The organism is Paenibacillus sp. sgz302164 (assembly GCF_056120505.1).
This window is the reverse complement of record NZ_JBVYOL010000012.1, coordinates 244,821-262,002: the sequence shown is the minus strand read 5'-3', so window position 1 is coordinate 262,002 and position 17,182 is coordinate 244,821. Positions and strand designations below refer to the sequence as shown.

Annotated in this window: 17 protein-coding genes; all 17 read left to right on the top strand. The window is 50.2% G+C overall.

The genetic code is table 11. From position 1 onward, the window contains the following. Window positions 1-787 (top strand): flagellar hook-length control protein FliK (gene fliK, locus AC0LWT_RS21200; protein WP_474683257.1); only part of this gene is annotated, 787 nt, incomplete at its 5' end. Further along, the gene (locus tag AC0LWT_RS21195) at window positions 784-1,092 is read left to right on the top strand and encodes an EscU/YscU/HrcU family type III secretion system export apparatus switch protein (RefSeq protein WP_474683256.1); all 309 of its coding nucleotides are present in this window, start codon (window positions 784-786) and stop codon (window positions 1,090-1,092) included. The genes fliK and AC0LWT_RS21195, both read left to right, overlap by 4 nt. Next, a complete protein-coding gene (locus AC0LWT_RS21190; protein ID WP_474683255.1) occupies window positions 1,089-1,466 on the top strand; it encodes a YraN family protein in 378 nt (125 codons plus the stop codon). Before AC0LWT_RS21195 ends, AC0LWT_RS21190 begins: the two co-directional genes overlap by 4 nt. Window positions 1,467-1,642: 176 nt before the next feature. Next, entirely contained in the window at window positions 1,643-3,202 is a 1,560-nt protein-coding gene (locus AC0LWT_RS21185; RefSeq protein ID WP_474683254.1) for a YifB family Mg chelatase-like AAA ATPase, read from the top strand. 306 nt (window positions 3,203-3,508) lie between these two features. Beyond that, complete coding sequence (locus AC0LWT_RS21180; RefSeq protein ID WP_474683253.1) at window positions 3,509-5,005, top strand: extracellular solute-binding protein; 1,497 nt, start codon at window positions 3,509-3,511, stop codon at window positions 5,003-5,005. Between the two features lie 10 nt (window positions 5,006-5,015). After that, window positions 5,016-6,869, top strand: coding sequence for a cache domain-containing sensor histidine kinase (locus tag AC0LWT_RS21175; protein ID WP_474683252.1), 1,854 nt, complete (start codon window positions 5,016-5,018; stop codon window positions 6,867-6,869). Next, complete coding sequence (locus AC0LWT_RS21170) at window positions 6,866-8,467, top strand: response regulator (protein WP_474683251.1); 1,602 nt, start codon at window positions 6,866-6,868, stop codon at window positions 8,465-8,467. Before AC0LWT_RS21175 ends, AC0LWT_RS21170 begins: the two co-directional genes overlap by 4 nt. Window positions 8,468-8,584: 117 nt before the next feature. Beyond that, on the top strand, window positions 8,585-9,670 hold the full coding sequence (locus AC0LWT_RS21165) for a YrpD family protein (protein WP_474683250.1): 1,086 nt from the start codon (window positions 8,585-8,587) through the stop codon (window positions 9,668-9,670). A 208-nt stretch (window positions 9,671-9,878) separates the two neighbouring features. Beyond that, window positions 9,879-10,373 (top strand): hypothetical protein, encoded by a 495-nt coding sequence (locus AC0LWT_RS21160; protein WP_474683249.1) that lies wholly within the window; start codon window positions 9,879-9,881, stop codon window positions 10,371-10,373. Continuing rightward, a complete protein-coding gene (locus AC0LWT_RS21155) occupies window positions 10,370-12,139 on the top strand; it encodes an ATP-binding cassette domain-containing protein (RefSeq protein WP_474683248.1) in 1,770 nt (589 codons plus the stop codon). The genes AC0LWT_RS21160 and AC0LWT_RS21155 overlap by 4 nt, the downstream gene beginning before the upstream one ends. Before the next feature lie 27 nt (window positions 12,140-12,166). Continuing rightward, window positions 12,167-12,613: a TlpA family protein disulfide reductase gene (locus tag AC0LWT_RS21150; protein ID WP_474683247.1), complete on the top strand. Its 447-nt coding sequence runs from the start codon at window positions 12,167-12,169 to the stop codon at window positions 12,611-12,613. 280 nt (window positions 12,614-12,893) lie between these two features. Further along, the gene (locus tag AC0LWT_RS21145; protein WP_474683246.1) at window positions 12,894-13,289 is read left to right on the top strand and encodes a DUF6941 family protein; all 396 of its coding nucleotides are present in this window, start codon (window positions 12,894-12,896) and stop codon (window positions 13,287-13,289) included. Between the two features lie 37 nt (window positions 13,290-13,326). Then, window positions 13,327-13,860, top strand: coding sequence for a MauE/DoxX family redox-associated membrane protein (locus AC0LWT_RS21140; protein WP_474683245.1), 534 nt, complete (start codon window positions 13,327-13,329; stop codon window positions 13,858-13,860). Next, window positions 13,835-14,248 (top strand): hypothetical protein, encoded by a 414-nt coding sequence (locus AC0LWT_RS21135; RefSeq protein ID WP_474683244.1) that lies wholly within the window; start codon window positions 13,835-13,837, stop codon window positions 14,246-14,248. Before AC0LWT_RS21140 ends, AC0LWT_RS21135 begins: the two co-directional genes overlap by 26 nt. A gap of 201 nt (window positions 14,249-14,449) precedes the next feature. Next, window positions 14,450-14,713, top strand: coding sequence for a hypothetical protein (locus AC0LWT_RS21130; RefSeq protein WP_474683266.1), 264 nt, complete (start codon window positions 14,450-14,452; stop codon window positions 14,711-14,713). 319 nt (window positions 14,714-15,032) lie between these two features. Continuing rightward, a complete protein-coding gene (gene sucC / locus AC0LWT_RS21125) occupies window positions 15,033-16,193 on the top strand; it encodes an ADP-forming succinate--CoA ligase subunit beta (protein ID WP_474683243.1) in 1,161 nt (386 codons plus the stop codon). 52 nt (window positions 16,194-16,245) lie between these two features. Beyond that, window positions 16,246-17,178, top strand: a complete 933-nt coding sequence (sucD, locus tag AC0LWT_RS21120) for a succinate--CoA ligase subunit alpha (RefSeq protein WP_474683242.1) — start codon at window positions 16,246-16,248, stop codon at window positions 17,176-17,178. Window positions 17,179-17,182 lie beyond the last annotated feature (4 nt).

Sequence of the window (17,182 nt, the reverse complement as noted above, 5' to 3'; positions counted from 1 at the left end):
GGCGCAGAGCGCCGCGCCGCACGCGCGCGCGGCCGATGCGGAGCCGAACTGGATCAGCCGCATGCTCAAAGCCGTCGGCGTGGAGCACGAGCACCGGCTCGCAAAGCTTGACGACCGCCCGAGTGCGATGCAGCGCCCGCGGGAGGCCATGGACGATCTGCTGGGCACGATCGCCCGGACCGATCCGCAGGACGGGGCTGAGAAGCCTGCGGGCGAGTCGCTGAAGAGCCTGCTGCTGCAGCTCGCAGCCTCGGACGACATGCCGGCGCCGCTCAAAGAGGCGGCGCAGCAAACGATCCAGCAAATTACCGGCCAGCAATTGATGCTGACTAACGATAAAGGGTCGATGTTCGCCCATTTGACGCTGTTCATTCCTTTTCTGGACGGCAGCGGGCAGCAGTCGGCGGCCGTCCACATCCAGTCGCGCAAAGGAAGCCGCGGCGAGGTGGACGCGAACAATTGCAGGCTGCTGTTCGATTTGCAAATGAAAGCGATGGGCAGCACTTTGGTCGATGTGCAGGTTGTGAACAAAATTGTCAGTCTTCACATCAATAATGACCATCCTGCGGTCGCCGCTCTGATCGAGGGCTCGCGAGACGAAATATCCGCCGCCTTGAACAAGGCGGGCTACCAGTTTTTCTCCCTGAAAGTATCGCCGTTTCCGGAATTGCCGCAGTCCAAAGAGGGTGAATCGCCGAAGAGTGGCGGACAGCCGGACGGCGGCAAACTCGATGCAAGAGCGCTGTATCAACCGAAAACGTACAAAGGGGTGGATTATCGGGCATGAGACAGGAGCAGCCGCCCCATAAACCGACTCCGATCAAAAAAGCCGTCGCCCTCCGGTACGCCCCGGACCGCCAGAAAGCCCCTATCCTGGTCGCCAAGGGCAAAGGCCAAATGGCGGAAACGATTTTGCAAAAGGCGAGAGAGCACGGCGTTCCGGTTCAGGAAGACTCCTCTTTGGTGGAAGTGCTGTCCAAGCTTGATCTGGATCAGGAAATTCCGCCTGAGCTGTATCAACTGGTCGCCGAAGTTCTGAGCTTTATTTACCGCTCCGACGGACGTATGCGGCAAATGAGGGAAAGCAGATGACCGCCCCGCGCAAAGACGGCAGAAAACAGCTCGGAGCTTTGGGCGAAGAGTTGGCGGCGCAGTTTTTGCACCAAGCCGGTTATGTCATTGCTGCGCGCAATTGGCGGTGCAGGACAGGGGAGCTCGACATCGTAGCCGAGTCGGGCGGAGTGCTTGTGTTTGTGGAAGTGCGGACGAGAAGACCTACCGGAAGCTTCGGGTCGGCCAAAGAGTCCGTCGACCTTCGCAAACAGCTGAAAGTGAGAGAGACGGCGCAGTTTTATTTGCACCGCTACAAAATATATGACCGGAGCGTACGTTTTGACGTCGTTTCGGTTGAGCTTTCCGAAGCAGGGGATTCCCCGCGCATCGAACATATTCAAGGAGCCTTTTGAGAACCGGTTGTCCGCAGGACAACGTTCGCGCAAGGCTCCTTTTTATGCTTGCATGTTCCGCCTATTTTCATGTAAAATAAAGGGCATGAAGGATCGATAAGGAAGCACCTTTTATCCGAACGGCGGCGCGGCGATTGCCATAGCTGCGCAATCTGCGGATGGGAAGGTGTTTTTTTGTGTACGGAAAAGTTAAAAGTGCCTGCTTGCAAGGTATCGAAGGACAACTTATTGAGGTGGAAGTGGACATTTCCAGCGGCTTGCCGCAAATTAATCTGGTCGGTCTGCCGGATTCGGCAATCAGGGAATCGGTTGAAAGAGTGCGCTCCGCGATCAAAAATTGCGGGTTTTCTTTCCCCATGGACCGCATCACGGTGAACCTGGCTCCGGCCGACCTGCGAAAGGAAGGCTCGTCATTCGACTTGGCAATCGCATTAGGTATCCTTGTTGCGAGCGGGCAAACCGCCATGCAGCAATGGGAACGCACTTTGCTGCTCGGCGAGCTCGCGCTGGACGGATCGCTCAGGCCCGTGGCAGGCGTTTTGTCGATGGTGCATGCGGCAAAGCTTATGGGCTTAAGGCGCGTCGTCGTGCCGGGATATAATGCGGAGGAAGCAAGGCTCATTGCCGGAGTCGAAGTATTCGCTTTGTCGAGTCTTGCCGATTTAAAAGAAAAAGATGAAAATTCCTGGCACGAATTTTTATTTGACGACACTCATTGTTCATCTCGCCAAAACTTTGTAATACCCGACGAAACTCGGCTTTATCACGAAGATTTTGCAGATGTCAGCGGACAGCATCAAGTCAAAAGAGCGATGATGATCGCAGCCGCAGGCATGCACAATATCATCCTCATCGGGCCGCCAGGAACCGGCAAAACGATGCTCGCCAAGCGAATCCCTTCCATTCTGCCCCCGATGACCGACTCCGAAGCTTTGGAAGTTACCAAAATTTACAGCGCATCGGGCAAGCTGCCCGACCGTTCCGCACTGCTGCGCAGACGTTCTTTTCGATCGCCTCATCATACGGTTTCAGCGGCAGGCCTCGTTGGAGGAGGGACGATTCCCAAACCCGGCGAAGTCAGCCTGGCCCATAGAGGAGTGCTGTTTTTGGACGAACTCCCCGAGTTTACGCGCAATGTGCTGGAGGTGCTGAGGCAGCCTCTGGAAGATCGGCATGTAACGATTGGAAGAGCAAGAGCGGTGTATACCTTTCCCGCCCAATTCATGCTCATCGCAGCGATGAATCCGTGTCCGTGCGGCTTCCTTGGTGCCGATTCCGAGACGAACGTCTGCACGTGCACCCCGGCAAAAATCATCCAGTACCGTTCGAAAATTTCGGGACCTCTGCTTGATCGGATCGATCTTCATGTCGAAGTTCCGAAGCCGGGCTATTCCCAGCTAAAAGAGCATAGCGGCAGTTTATCTTCAAGTGAAATGTCGGAACTGGTGCTGGCCGCACATAATCGGCAAGCCAACCGCTATGCCGGAACCGGCATCCGAACCAACAGCGAACTTGGCGGGAAGCTGCTCCGCCGCATATGCAAGCTGACCCCCGAGTGCGATGCTCTGCTGCAGGCTGCCTTTGAAGCGCTCGGCCTAAGCGCCAGAGCCCATGACCGCATTTTACGGCTGGCTTTGACGATAGCGGATATCGAGTCGAGCGATGCCATTCTTCCGCAGCATGTCGCCGAAGCGATTCAATACCGGATTCTGGACAAAAAGAAACAGGCCCATTAATTCCGCTCCTGCCTGCAGGAAATGCGGATGAATCCCCATTCGAATTTCCAATTTCCAAGAGAAAGAAAGCCGGCCTTTATGGCTTTACTGTCGGGAGAGGCTCGTCGTACGGGGGATGCAGAAAATCAATAGTTACAAAAAAGTCAATATATTCTATGTATAAATATGGTATCATTTACATATCTCTTTTTTTTATCAGCTGATCATCTATCTTAAGGGAGGAAGAGTCTTTTCATTTGGATGCCTAAATGAACTCATCGCATGAAGGGGAGGGCGAACGTATATGAAACCCGGTGGTGAAACCGAATGAAGCTGCCGCTCGTTACAGCTTTTGCAGCCGCTCTATTGCTGACTTCTTGTACGGCAATAAATCTGGTGTCTGAAGAAGAGTCAATTGGAGGATCCGGAGAAAAGGAAGCCATTGCCATCGTTATTAACAGTCACAGTATTCCATTCCCCGAAGGATACAATGAAAACCGCAATCCTTATCTTCAGTATATTGAAGATCATACGAATCTGGATGTACAGGTGCTTCTTCCGCCTATCGCAGGATATCAGAAAACGGTGCATTCAATCATGACCTCTGAAAAGCCGCCAGACATGGTAAGTATTCCCTCCCAAGTTATGGTGGCCAAATATGCAAGAGATAACGAACTGATGCCGATCGATGAGCTGTTGGACCGCTACGGTGCGGATTTAAAGGCCAAAATCCCTGACTCTGTGTGGGAGCTGGCCCGCTTTGATGGACATCTGTATGCCATCCCCAGCATGAGCGAAACCCAAGGGGTAGAGCTTATGTATATTCGGAAAGATTGGCTGGACAAGCTCGGCTTGCAGCCTCCCGCTACGCTGGAGGAATATGAGCGAGTGATCCGGGCCTTTACCGAGGAGGACCCTGACGGGAACGGCATTGACGATACGATCGGGTTGTCCATGTTGAACAATTTGTACAGGTCGGCGCCGTTTTTCGGAGCTTTTGGCATACAATTGGAGCAGTGGGCGGAAAGAGACGGTAAGCTGGTCTATACGAATATTTTACCGGAAACAAAGGAAGCGCTTTTATTTTTATCGAAGCTGTACAAGGAAAGGCTGCTTGATCAAGAATTTCCCCTCAACACTCACAACAGTTTTGCTAATAAAATCAAACAGGGGAAGGTCGGCTTGTTCTCGGCAGCTTGGTATGATACACGCAGCATAATTGCTGAAAACAAGAGGGTTGATCCGTCTGCTGAATGGATCCCTTTGGCATACCCAATCGGTCCTGCCGGACAGAGCGGCGTTTATGGGACAAAGCCGGTGCAGAGCTATCAGGTTATACCGGCCGGCAGCAAGCATGGGGAAGCTGTAATCCGTTTCTTGAATTTTATTGCGGGGGAAGGTCAGCGCGATCTGGTTCTGGGGTTTGAACATCAGGTATGGAAGCAGATTGATGACAGGATCGTAACCGATTTTGCGGAGCATGACAAGCATTTGTATCGTGAGATGTACAGTTCCCTTGCTCGGGTCGCGAATCCGGATTTATTGCATGCTCGATTGGACTCTTATGGGAAGGAGTATCGGCTGTTCGAAAATTTGCAGCTGATCCAGAGGAACTTGATTCAAGACCGGTTTACCGGCTTGCCTACGCGAACGATGGAAGAAAGTTTATCCGAGCTTAGTGCGCTGAAGGAGATTTTTCTGAAAATAATCATTGGGGCCGCTCCCCCGGAAGATTTCGAGCTGTATACGAAACAGTGGAAAGAAAGGGGAGGGGATACCATCACCCGGGAAGTGAATGAGTGGTATCAGACCTCTCAAAGATGAGGGTACGAACATGCGCTGGATCCGATGGGTGTATCACAAATATAAACGGAGCACACTGGTTCGTTTAACCTGCTATTTTCTGGTCGTTCTGCTCCCGTTGGTGGCGGTCAGCTTGTATGCCAATGAAGATTCCAGGCAGATGATGCTGGAGCAGAGCAAGGCACGAACCGAGAACAGTCTGGCTTCGGTAGCGGAAAACGTTGATCTGACGCTGCAAAATGTGGAAGAGCTCTCCAAGCTGGTTGCCACGGCCCCCGATTTGCTGCAAATGCTTGAAAAGGCGGATTCCGATTCGGTGCTGACGCCGGGGGCCATTGTCGATTTCACTCGAATGATGCGCAGTTTGTGGAACATTTCCTCCATCAGTCAGAGTGTGTCGGAAATGGCGGTTTATCATGCGGAAACGGGCACGATTCTGTCTACCAAACTGGGGGGGAGGCGTGTTCAGGACAGCAGGCATAAGGAGTGGCTGAAGGGACTTGCTGTAACGAACGGACCGGCGGTTAAGTACGTCTTCGCTAACGAGGAAATCCCCGGCGGGGGTACGGTAGGCGAATTAATCGGGGCGGATTCCGTGTCCCTAGTGAGGACAATGGATCTTCATAACAGCAGGAAACAGTCCAATTTGCTTATTATCACCTTAAGTCGTACCAGGCTCGTTCAATTGATGCAATCCGTCATTCCGTCCGCCAATGCGAGCCTTGCTTTGTATACAAGCGACGGGAAGCTAGTAGCTGGTACGGCCGGCGTCAAAGCGGATCATGATCCCGTGGAGTCCGAGGGCTATCTAAAGATGGTGAAAAATACGCGGTATTACGGATGGTCTCTTGTTTTACGTCAGCCGGAAGAAGAGATTTACGGGAAGACCATGCAAATCAGAAGCTATACGTATATCATTATCGGAGTCAGTGTGTTTCTGGCCACTGGGATTGCATGGGGGATTTATACCCGCATCGTTTCTCCGCTATACAAATTGACTCATGCCATGAAGAAGTTGAGCGACGGCAACCTGGATATCCGGCTGGACATTGACCGCGAGGACGAGTTCGGCTATTTAATGAAGGCTTATAACCGGATGGCGGAACGTCAAAAACATTTGATTGAACATCATTACGAGCAGCGGCTGCGGCTTGCGCATACGGAATTGAAATTTCTCCAGGCGCAGATCAACCCCCATTTTCTGTATAATACGCTCGATTCCATCTACTGGATGGCGAAGAATTACGATGCGGACGAAATCAGCGAGATGGTGCTGAACCTTTCACGCTTTTTCCGGCTTAGCTTAAACAAGGGGAAAGAGTCGTTCAGCGTGGAGGAAACGATCTCCCATTTGGATTATTACATCCGCGTGCAGCAAATTCGCTTTATGGACAGTTTTGCCGTGGTCTATCGGATTCAAGAGGAAAGCAAGCAGATCCCGATTCTCAAACTGCTCTTGCAGCCTTTGGTTGAGAATGCCATTGTGCACGGATTTGAGGCCGGTCTTGATGGCGGCGAGCTCATTATTGAAAGCAAGGTGCTGGAGGACGCTCTGCTGCTTTCCGTGCAGGACAATGGATCCGGCATAGCTAAAGAAAGGCTTGCTTATATTCAACAGCTGCTTGCGCAGACAGCGGCCCGGGACCGGTTCCTGCCGGACCAGGGGGATGGCGTCTGGACGGATGTGTACGGGCTGAGAAATGTGCTTTCGAGAATCCGTATGCTTTACGGCAGCGAGGCCGGGTTATGGATCGGCAGCAGAGAAGGAGAAGGCACAACTGTAACCGTCCGGCTTCCGCTTAGCCGGTGTACGGCGGAATTTCATCTGGAATCAACGGTACAGCCTGCAGACAGAGCAGATAGAATGGAGGAAATGTCATCTTGAATCTATTGATTGTCGAGGATGAGGTCCGGCTGTGCAGCAGCTTGGCCCTTCATATTCCGTGGGAAGACCATGGCATCGAAATTGTCGGGACTGCATCTAACGGGATTGAGGCACTTGCATTGATCGAACGGACAAAGCCGAATCTGATGCTTGCTGACATTCAGATGCCTCTGATGGACGGGTTGACGTTGGTGCGCCGGGTGAAGGAAAGCGACCCTTTCATCAAAACGGTCATTCTAAGCGGACACGATAACTTTGCGTATGCCCAAACGTCGGTGGAGCTTGGCGTATACAAATATTTGCTCAAGCCGGCAGGCGATTCGGACATATTGCAAGCCGTTCTCGGAGCGGCGGAACAGCTGCGCGAGGAATTGAAGGAACGGCATGAACGTATGTTGCTTAAATACAAGTGGGAACAACATTTGCCGCACCTGCAAAACCAGTTTTACAACCATTTGTTAAGGGGCCGGTACCAGGCCGATGAAATTACGCGCATAAGCAGGGAATTGCAGTTGAATCTCAAGCCCGACGAACGTTATGTCATAGCGGTCTTTGATATGGACAATCCGCCGGAGCAGGAGGGCATTTCATACGTAAAGGATGCTTCATTGCTGCATTACACGTTAGCCGGCTACTTGCAGGACAGGTTCTGCGCTTCCGAATTCCGGCTGTTCAGCGATATTCAGGGGTTTTCCGTCGTTTTATTTGCCGTTAGGGACAGGGAACAGGACCAGGAAGCCGTGCTGCGCGTTCATACGACGGCAGCCAAAGTGCTTGCTCTCATCCAGGAACATATGGATCATACGACGAGTGCCGGGATCAGTGGGGGAGCCGGCGAAGCGAGGGAGATTCCCGTCTTGTACGGCGAGGCCTGTACGGCTCTGTTAAACCGCAAGCTGCTGGGAGGCGGCATAGCTATCCCCTATCGCGAATCCATACAGCGGCATGAACCGGTTCTTTATCCGGAGCTTGCCTACGAGAGAGATTTGGAAATGGCTTTGCAGACAGGGGACGAGAACAAAGCGCTTGTAGCTTTGAGATCGATGTGGCAAGAGGGACAGAGCGCGTTGATAACCCTGGATGATATGCATGAATATGTCCTTCATTTAAGCAGTTGTTTGATCCGTTTGATCAGAAAGCAGGGCTGGCCTGTCAAAGAAGTGACGGGCGAAGACTTCGTCTTTTTTCAAAACATCCACCTGCTCAATACGGCCGAACAAATTTATAACTGGCTGCAAAATTCGATACGCAACATGTTGGCTTACGCTCGCGCACAAAGGCAGACGGTTATTCATCAAACTGTCAAGCAGATTCTCGATCTTGTGGAGCAGGAGTTGGACACCGAATTTACCCTTCACACAGTCGCGGAAAGACTCTATGTGAACGCCTCTTATTTAAGCCGGCTATTTAAACAGGAGATCGGCAAGCCGTTCTCGACCTATGTGTTGGAAAGAAAAATGGAGCGGGCCCGATCCGTTTTATTAGAGGGAGCCAAAGTCTATCATGCCGCTCTGGCAGTCGGATACCGGGATGTCAGCTATTTTACCAAGGTGTTCCGTAAATATTGGGGTGTTACGCCGGGAAGCTGCAAGCTATAAAGTCATCAAATTACCATAAGAAGGATTGATTGTAGGGTAACTCTGTTCGACGCCCGCTTGTATACTGAAGAAGATGTACAGATGTACAGACAATTCAATATAAGGGAGCGTGTATTTATGAAAAAGAAATTCGCATTGCTTGTCGTAGCGTCAGCACTCCTGTCGTCCATGTCGACAGCTATGGCTGCGGATACGCCCGCGGTTCCATCGTTGGAAGGGGCAAAAGCGGCCATTTATGAAGCAAGTGGAGCGGAAGTGACGGATTACACGAATTCGCAAAATCCTGGGCAAGTGGAGGCCGTTCTGAGCAAAGCGCGTCAAGCGGCGGCGGAAAGCGGTTCAACCCGGATCGCCCAGGGAGCAAGAAGCCTGGCCGCGGACACATCGGCAGTGAACTACGTTTACATTGACGGCAATACCGGATATTTCTATGAGAAGAGCCCTGTTCTTGACAAAGAGAAGGTGTACATCTATGAAGTACAAGCTTCTTCTTCCGAGAATACCGCAGCTGTGAACGCGGCCGCAGCAGCGGTGGCGACGAATCTCCCGGATGGTATCGGCGGGAAGGCTGTTGTAAACAAAAACGGTTCCTATCTTAATGCAACGGTGACGTTAGCTACGCAAAGTCAGCTTACGGGCGCTCCGTCGGGCGCAACCTACATTTATTCAGGATTCAGCGGCACCGGCCGGAAATATGACGGAACGAATAACAGCTTTCCGGTAGAGGCGGATATGGGGCTGCAGTACAGCAATGCCTACGGTTATGTGAAATGGACGCCTATCTTGGGGTTCTATAATGGCGTCAAGAGCAATGGATCCGTTTTGTCAGGCTATGATAAAGTGCAGTACAAAAACGGGTTCAAGGGCGGGTCGGACGTAAATCTGACCGCTTATCGGAACTTGAACGGCAATACCAGACTTTCCATAAGCGGTTATGCGGTTTGCCCGGATTCGTCCTGCACGCAGACAGCCGATACTTATTTAACGGCTATACTAGAGGTGGCTAATACGGCCGTCACGAGCGTAAGCAGCTGGAAAATGCTGGCCACGATCGCAGGTTCGGAAAGCGTAACAGGTCACAACTATGCCGAATTTAAAAATGTTAATGTAGACGGAGCAACTCAAACTCCTACGAAAGCAGCTGAAGACTACGCAACGGTAACGATATCGGGAAGCACAGTGAAAATTAACGTTTCCAGATAGTAGCGGGAATAATCTTCGTATAAAGATCGAACAAGCATGGTTAGCCGGCTTGTTCGATTTTTTTTCGTTCTTTGTGCGACGACACAAGGTTCCGGCAGCAAGTCATTAAATTACCAAAAAAAGTAATCATTGCCTTCTTAAATTCATTTTGAATAAAAGGTATCCTTAATTCAAGGATCATGAATCCATTTTACCGGGAGGGAAGAACGTGGAGGCGGTACAAGAGGAAAAGGATCACAGACGGTTTCTGAAACAAACCATTGAACATTACAAGTTAGGGGCCTTTTTTCCCGAAAATCTCGTCTTGCTTGCAAAAACGGATCCCGTTTGCTTCGAATGGCTGAGGCGCACGGAACACGGAACGATCGTATTTTTAATGAGTGCGACGTGTACGGCATGCAAGATGGAACCGGCGATATCCTTTATGGACCTCTATCCCGATTTCGACTACTGCCTTCTTTTCGAAGGAAGCCCGGAGGCCTGTGAAGAGCAGCGCAGCCAACTTGCTCCCAAGGTAGCGATGTATCGATGCGAGACGACTAAATTGCAAGCCCGGCTTAAAGTAAATGTAGTACCCTACGTCATTGTGCTTAATAAAGTAGGACAAGCTGTAGGCGCGGATATTTTTCACGATCTGGCCAAATTGCAAAAGGTAGCCTCCCCTTTGATCCGTGTTTATCAAAATGGAAAAGTTCAGACATGAAATTGTTAGTTCGAACCGCCCAAACGACATGGGAAGCTTTTACCAAGGTTTACGTATTTAACAAGGCTGTCGTATTGCTGTCGCTTTTTGCTTATGTCGTATCCGCCTTGCAAACGAATTTCAGCGTGTATGTGAGTAAATTCATCGTCGATCAGTTAACGATTAAAAATTTAAGCATGCTGATAGGCGGTATCGTCCTTCTTATATTATTTCAACTGTCCCGCGCCGTATTGGACTCGTACGCTCAACTGAAGAGCCGAAAGATGAGCTTGGAGTTCTCTATGCAGTGTGAAGAGAAACTCATCGATCTGGTGGCCAAGACAGATTTGATCGAAAAGGAGCACCCTAAATTTAGAGGCGATTTCTCTTATTGGTCATACAGCAATAGCAAGTATTACGATACTTACAGTATTGCGATTAGTCTGGTCAAGCAGATCGTCATCGCCGGTTTAAGCATGTTTTACCTGCTTCATTCCTATTGGGTGACCGGGCTGCTCGCTCTTTTGGTCGGAACATGGAGAGGGCTTTACGATCTGCGAGCCGTTCGCAGCCGCGTCGAGATTGATGAGCAGCTAATGAGAAATGCCAGAAGTCACCATTATTACTACGAGCTGCTGACAACCTCCGAGACCCAGAAAGAGATGATGCTGTTTCAATTGTATCCTTATTTCAGGAAATGGTGGGGGATCAAGAAGCGGGAATCGGTGGAACTTCAAATCAAAGTCGACAAGATCAACCATCAGAGGTCTTTTCGGGGCGAGCTTCTTTCGATATTAAACACCGGATTGGTCACCGTAATAACCGCTTATTTGATTTATAAGGGTTCTCTAAGTATCGGGGATTACGTGGCTATTATTATGGCCCTTAATATGACAGAAAGCAATATAAGCTTCATGTTTTCGTCTTTTTCGCGGTTGACGGAATACTGCACGCATATCGAGCGGCTTAAGCTCATTGAGGGCAGGACGCAGGTGGCTGTTAGCGAGGAAAAGCAGATTCAGGCCAGACCGTTTATTTTCGAAAATGAGATTCAGATTCGGAATCTGACCTTTCGATATCCGAACCAGGCTCAACCGGCGCTTGCGGGAATTAATGTGCAAATCAAAAAAGGAGAAGTTGTTGCCATCCTGGGAGAGAACGGGTCGGGCAAATCGACATTGATCAAACTGCTTCTCGGTTTGTACCGCAGCGATGAAGACGCTATTTTCTATGATGGAGTCAGCCTGAACCGGATCGACCGGTTGCAAATGTGGAAAAAAAGCAGCGCGGTTTTCCAAGATTTTATCCGGTACATGACTCACGTAAGAGATAACATAGCCGCCGGTAACATCGACGAAATTAACAATTCGGAAAAGCTGAATCTGCTGCTGGCCAGAGTGGGCCTGGCGGATACCTTTAAGCACGGCTTGGACAATCCGCTTGGCTTTCTGGAAGATGATGCGGTGAATCTGTCGGGCGGGCAGTGGCAAAGACTTGCTCTGTCCCGGGCGTTTGTCCGCGATGAAGATGAGCTTGTCGTCTTCGACGAGCCGACCGCTGCGCTTGACCCGCTTAGTGAAGTCCGATTGATGAATGACATTCTCGGCTATTTTAAAGGCAAAACCGTCCTGCTTATTTCCCATCGGGTAGGAGTCGCCCGGAATGCCGACCGGATTATCGTTATGGAGCATGGACGAATCGCCGAATGCGGGGCTCATGACGAACTGCTCTCTCGGCAGGGATTATACAGCGAAATCTGGAATCAGCAAAAGCAATGGTATGTCTAAAACAACATCATTGAGGAGGGAATGCTTGTGTCGACGTTAACGAAACCAACGCGATCTTCCGATAGCGGCTTACCTTTGGGTGCGGCAATGCCTAAACTGCCGGATTATATGCAAGAAATTGAGACGGATATTTGCGCCCAAGCCGGTAAGGTTCGCGTGCTTTTGTTCACATCCGTGCACTGCGTTCATTGTATTGACCTGCTGCCGCACATTCAGACGATGTTCGAGAACTACCCTTCTTTCTCTTTTCACCTGTTCTCTACAGGAGACGAGGAGGATCATCGGAGTATGTCCGAATATTTCGGGTGGAATTTCGGCGTTTATTCCATGGATCAAAGCGATATGGAGGCCTACTTTGAAGTCACGTTCCTGCCTTTTATGATGCTCGTAAATCAATCCGGAGCGGTGGCGGCCAAAGGAGTTATCTATAATGCGGATGATTTTGATCAATTAATGGAGTTTGTCGAGCTTTGAGTCTAAAACGAATTGCTTACGAAAGGAGGTGAAAAAGATGGCTTGCACAAAATGCCCGGATGGAGTTGTACTGGATCAGTCCCCATTGGTTTGTCTTGTAGGAACTTGCACTTATAGCGGAAAAATCTATCCCAAAATCCTGTCGGTAACCAAAACGGTAGGCTGCCCGGATGGAAGCACTGAAGTTTGCCAAATTACTGCCGGCTGCTGCACCTAAGCAAAAACCAAGAGAAGGGGACAGCCCCTTCTCTTTTATCCATTTATGGGGGAGTGAACGACATTGAACGCCCAATTGATCATTTGCGATCGAATTGCGCATAACGCAGAAATGAAAGGTCACGTTTTGGGAACCGTATTGAACCACCTGACCGTCCCAGCGCTGCCTTTTGTCATAGAATTGCACGTTCTGGTCAAACTGTTTGATTTGCCTCGCGAGGCATTTGTCGATACGTCTTTGACGATTACGCATGCTAACGGCGAGGTCATCGGACAAACTCCGGTAAGCGTGCTTCGGAATTACAGGTCGGAAGATCAAGTTCCGGGCGTAGATCAAAATATGACCCTCACGCTGGTTATCACGGAGGCGGGTATTCTTCATATCCGGTGTAAAGTGAACGGGGAAGAGGCCGCTTGGTACCCGCTAACGGTGCGGTTGCAGGAATGTCGAGTCTCCTGAACGATAATGGTTACGACGACGAAATGGGTGATATTTAATGTTTCATTGGTTGGCCTATATGCTGGACATCACGATGTCGATATTATTTTTCATTCCGTTTTACAACAAATTGTTGCGTTTTTCAAGCTTCCGGATTGACATTTACGCCTATGGCGTCCTGCCGGCTTCCCTGATTACATTAGCGGGGATAGGTGTGATGGCAGCGGAATTCGCGCTTTTCCTTTTGTTTGCTGCCGGCCTGCTCGACGGTTGGAAGGAGCTTGCCTCTATACTTCTGCTCGCCGTGTTTGCTTTCTTTTCCTGGCGGAAGACAAAGCTTACCGGCGTCGATGCTTGCTCCTGCTACGGGGAGATCGGTTTCCTTAATCGATCGCCCGTTATCCGGAATTTGGTGCTGATCGTGCTGCTTCTGCCAGGTCTTTTTTTGCGCTCCGATGCGCGTGACCTATACACGATGTTTAACTCGCTTATTTTTGTAATGGCGGCTTCGTTTGCGATCGAGATTTTGCAATCCGTATGGGGCAAAAGGAAAGGGAGGGAGAAGCGTGAGCAATCTGCTAATGCTTTGTAACTTGCTCTGGTTCTTTGTTTGTCTGACCGCCCTGGTCGTCAAAAGAAGAAAAGATAGCCGGGAAATAGCAGCAGAGGTCGATCAAGTAAGAGGGCTGTTCAAAGGGCAAGAGGAGATGAGAATCGTGTTTGTCGATTATTCGGATCCGGCGTTTAAGGAAACCGATACCCTGCTGGCCTCGGATACTATCGGGCGATTCATCGTTGTGTTTCGCGCCCCTGCCTGGTTGATTATCACTAAGGAAAAGAAGTGGAAGGGTCATCAGGTTATCGATGCCGAAAAGTTTAATTTCCGGAGAAAAAACACGATCATCGTGACCCGTGAAGGAAAATATGAGGTATATGACGACATAGTCTCTTTTATGAAATTTTCGGCCGCTTATTCATAAGAAGGAGTGAAGTCAGAAAGGTTCGGTTGATCGAAAATTGCTCGGAGCTCATACGGTATAGGCGGGTTTCGTCGGATTTTGTAGATTTTTAATGAGGCGAATAATTAATATCATTAAATAAAAATCCGGGAAATCGACGGAACTTGCAATCGGCTGCATTATAAAATCACGCCAATGTGCACATACTGGAAAACAGAGGTGATGATGATGCAGGAGAAGCCGTATTTTTGCCCGAACTGCCGTTCCAACCGGGTCAAATTCAGCGTAATTACGAGCTACACGCAATCGTTTGTGAAAGATGCTCTTTCCGGAAGCATCAAGGAGTTCAAGGAGCCGGATGCCATTGCGGAACCGGAGCCTACGATTCAATGCCTGGTGTGCAATTTTGTCGGGAATGAGCTTCGTTTTATTAAACAAGCGGAAAGAGAACCGCGAATGAATACGTCGGCCACGACATTTTATTGAGCGGTGCCGACGAAATTTGGCGGCGGGTTTGGCATCCCGGCCGGTCTGAAGGGCGCATTTTTCCCAATCGGAATATGCGTCTTTTTGCGCGTGCGGTGATAGCATATGTTTTTCACTGTGAAAGGAAACTTCTACTGATTTGCAGAAAAAATTAAGGAAACTGTCGAAAAAAAATGATACAATGGTTAGGGCTTGTGAAGAAGTGTGATACTAGTGGGTGCTGCCAGGGTTTTCTCCTGTGCGGCGCGGAATGGGAATCGCACTTTTCCCCATGTATAGCATGTAAAGAAAGTCCATACTGATAGGAGGATTTTAGGAAATGAATATCCATGAGTACCAAGGCAAAGAAGTCCTGAGACAGTACGGAGTCAGCGTTCCTAAAGGTAAAGTTGCTTTTACCGTTGACGAAGCGGTTGAAGCGGCAAAAGAACTCGGAACGAGCGTAGTTGTCGTAAAGGCGCAAATTCATGCCGGAGGCCGCGGTAAAGCTGGCGGTGTTAAAGTAGCCAAAAACCTCGATGAAGTGCGTACATACGCTAGCGAAATATTAGGAAAAGTGCTCGTCACTCACCAAACCGGTCCGGAAGGCAAGGAAGTTAAGCGCCTTTTGATCGAGCAGGGTTGTGACATTAAAAAAGAATATTATGTCGGCGTCGTCGTTGACCGTGGTACGGGCCGCGTCGTCATGATGGCATCGGAAGAGGGCGGCACAGAGATTGAAGAAGTGGCCGAGCATTCTCCCGAGAAAATTTTCAAAGAAGTGGTCGATCCTGCCATCGGATTGCAAGCGTTCCAGGCGCGTAAATTGGCTTATGCCATCAACATCCCTGCTGAGCTCGTTAACAAAGCGGTTAAATTTATGACAGCATTGTATTCTGCTTTCGTCGACAAAGACTGCTCAATCGCCGAAATCAATCCGCTCGTAGTTACAGGGGACGGAGACGTAATGGCGCTGGATGCGAAGCTGAATTTTGACTCGAACGCGTTGTACCGCCACAAAGATATTCAAGAGCTGCGCGACCTTGCGGAAGAAGACGAAAAAGAAATTCAAGCGTCCAAATTCGACCTGAGCTACATCGCATTGGACGGAAACATCGGCTGCATGGTGAACGGAGCCGGTCTTGCCATGGCTACTATGGACATCATCAAGCACTACGGCGGCGAGCCTGCGAACTTCCTCGATGTAGGGGGCGGCGCTACGAAAGACAAAGTTACGGAAGCTTTCAAAATCATTTTGTCCGACGAGCAGGTTAAAGGGATTTTCGTTAACATTTTCGGCGGCATTATGCGCTGTGACGTTATCGCCGAAGGCGTTGTCGCGGCAGCAAGAGAGCTCGGACTTTCCCGTCCGCTCGTTGTGCGTCTTGAAGGAACGAATGTGGAGCTAGGCAAAAAGATTCTTAACGAGTCCGGCTTGAACATCGTTGCGGCTGATTCCATGGCCGACGGTGCGCAAAAAATCGTTGCACTTGTGAAATAATCGGAACCCGTGCGGTTTCTTAAATCATATATGAGGATGTGAACCATAGATCATGAGTATTTTGGTCAATAAAAATACAAGAGTTATCACTCAAGGGATCACTGGTGCTACGGGCATGTTCCATACCAAAGGCGGGCTGGATTACGGCACGCAAATGGTTGGCGGCGTCACACCGGGCAAAGGCGGCACGAATCTGGATATTACGCTGGAAAACGGCACGACCGTTCAACTGCCTGTTTTCAACACAGTCGCTGAAGCGAAAAAAGCGACGGACGCGAACGCATCCGTTATTTACGTACCGCCTGCATTTGCGGCCGATGCGATCATGGAAGCGGTAGACGCCGATCTTGATCTCGTTATTTGCATCACGGAAGGCATTCCGGTTCTGGACATGGTCAAAGTGAGCCGTTACATGGAAGGCAAAAGAACCGTCCTGATCGGGCCGAACTGCCCAGGCGTTATCACTCCCGGCGAGTGCAAAATCGGCATCATGCCTGGATACATTCACACTCCTGGACACGTCGGCGTCGTTTCCCGCTCCGGAACCCTTACTTACGAAGCGGTGCACCAACTGACGACCCGCGGAATCGGACAATCCTCCGCAGTCGGTATCGGCGGCGACCCGGTTAAAGGCTCCGAGTTCATCGATATTCTCAAATTGTTCAATGAAGATCCGGACACTTATGCCGTTATCATGATCGGTGAAATCGGCGGAACGGCTGAAGAAGAAGCGGCCGAGTGGATCGCAGCCAACATGAAAAAGCCTGTCGTAGGCTTTATCGGCGGCAAAACGGCGCCTCCGGGCAAACGTATGGGTCATGCCGGTGCGATCATTTCCGGCGGCAAAGGAACGGCTTCCGAGAAAGTGGCGACAATGGAGAGATGCGGCATCAAGGTGGCGGCAACTCCATCCGAGATGGGCTCCACTTTGGTAAGCGTCCTCGAAGAAAAAGGCATCCTTGAAAAATGCATCACAAAAAAATAAGTTT

Bases quoted from the DNA above. Each gene is read 5' to 3' on its own strand.
- sucD (WP_474683242.1), top strand. From the start codon at position 16,246: ATGAGTATTTTGGTCAATAAAAATACAAGAGTTATCACTCAAGGGATC.
- AC0LWT_RS21155 (WP_474683248.1), top strand. From the start codon at position 10,370: ATGAAATTGTTAGTTCGAACCGCCCAAACGACATGGGAAGCTTTTACC.
- AC0LWT_RS21165 (WP_474683250.1), top strand. From the start codon at position 8,585: ATGAAAAAGAAATTCGCATTGCTTGTCGTAGCGTCAGCACTCCTGTCG.
- sucC (WP_474683243.1), top strand. From the start codon at position 15,033: ATGAATATCCATGAGTACCAAGGCAAAGAAGTCCTGAGACAGTACGGA.
- AC0LWT_RS21190 (WP_474683255.1), top strand. From the start codon at position 1,089: ATGACCGCCCCGCGCAAAGACGGCAGAAAACAGCTCGGAGCTTTGGGC.
- AC0LWT_RS21130 (WP_474683266.1), top strand. From the start codon at position 14,450: ATGATGATGCAGGAGAAGCCGTATTTTTGCCCGAACTGCCGTTCCAAC.
- AC0LWT_RS21180 (WP_474683253.1), top strand. From the start codon at position 3,509: ATGAAGCTGCCGCTCGTTACAGCTTTTGCAGCCGCTCTATTGCTGACT.
- AC0LWT_RS21140 (WP_474683245.1), top strand. From the start codon at position 13,327: ATGTTTCATTGGTTGGCCTATATGCTGGACATCACGATGTCGATATTA.
- AC0LWT_RS21195 (WP_474683256.1), top strand. From the start codon at position 784: ATGAGACAGGAGCAGCCGCCCCATAAACCGACTCCGATCAAAAAAGCC.
- AC0LWT_RS21175 (WP_474683252.1), top strand. From the start codon at position 5,016: ATGCGCTGGATCCGATGGGTGTATCACAAATATAAACGGAGCACACTG.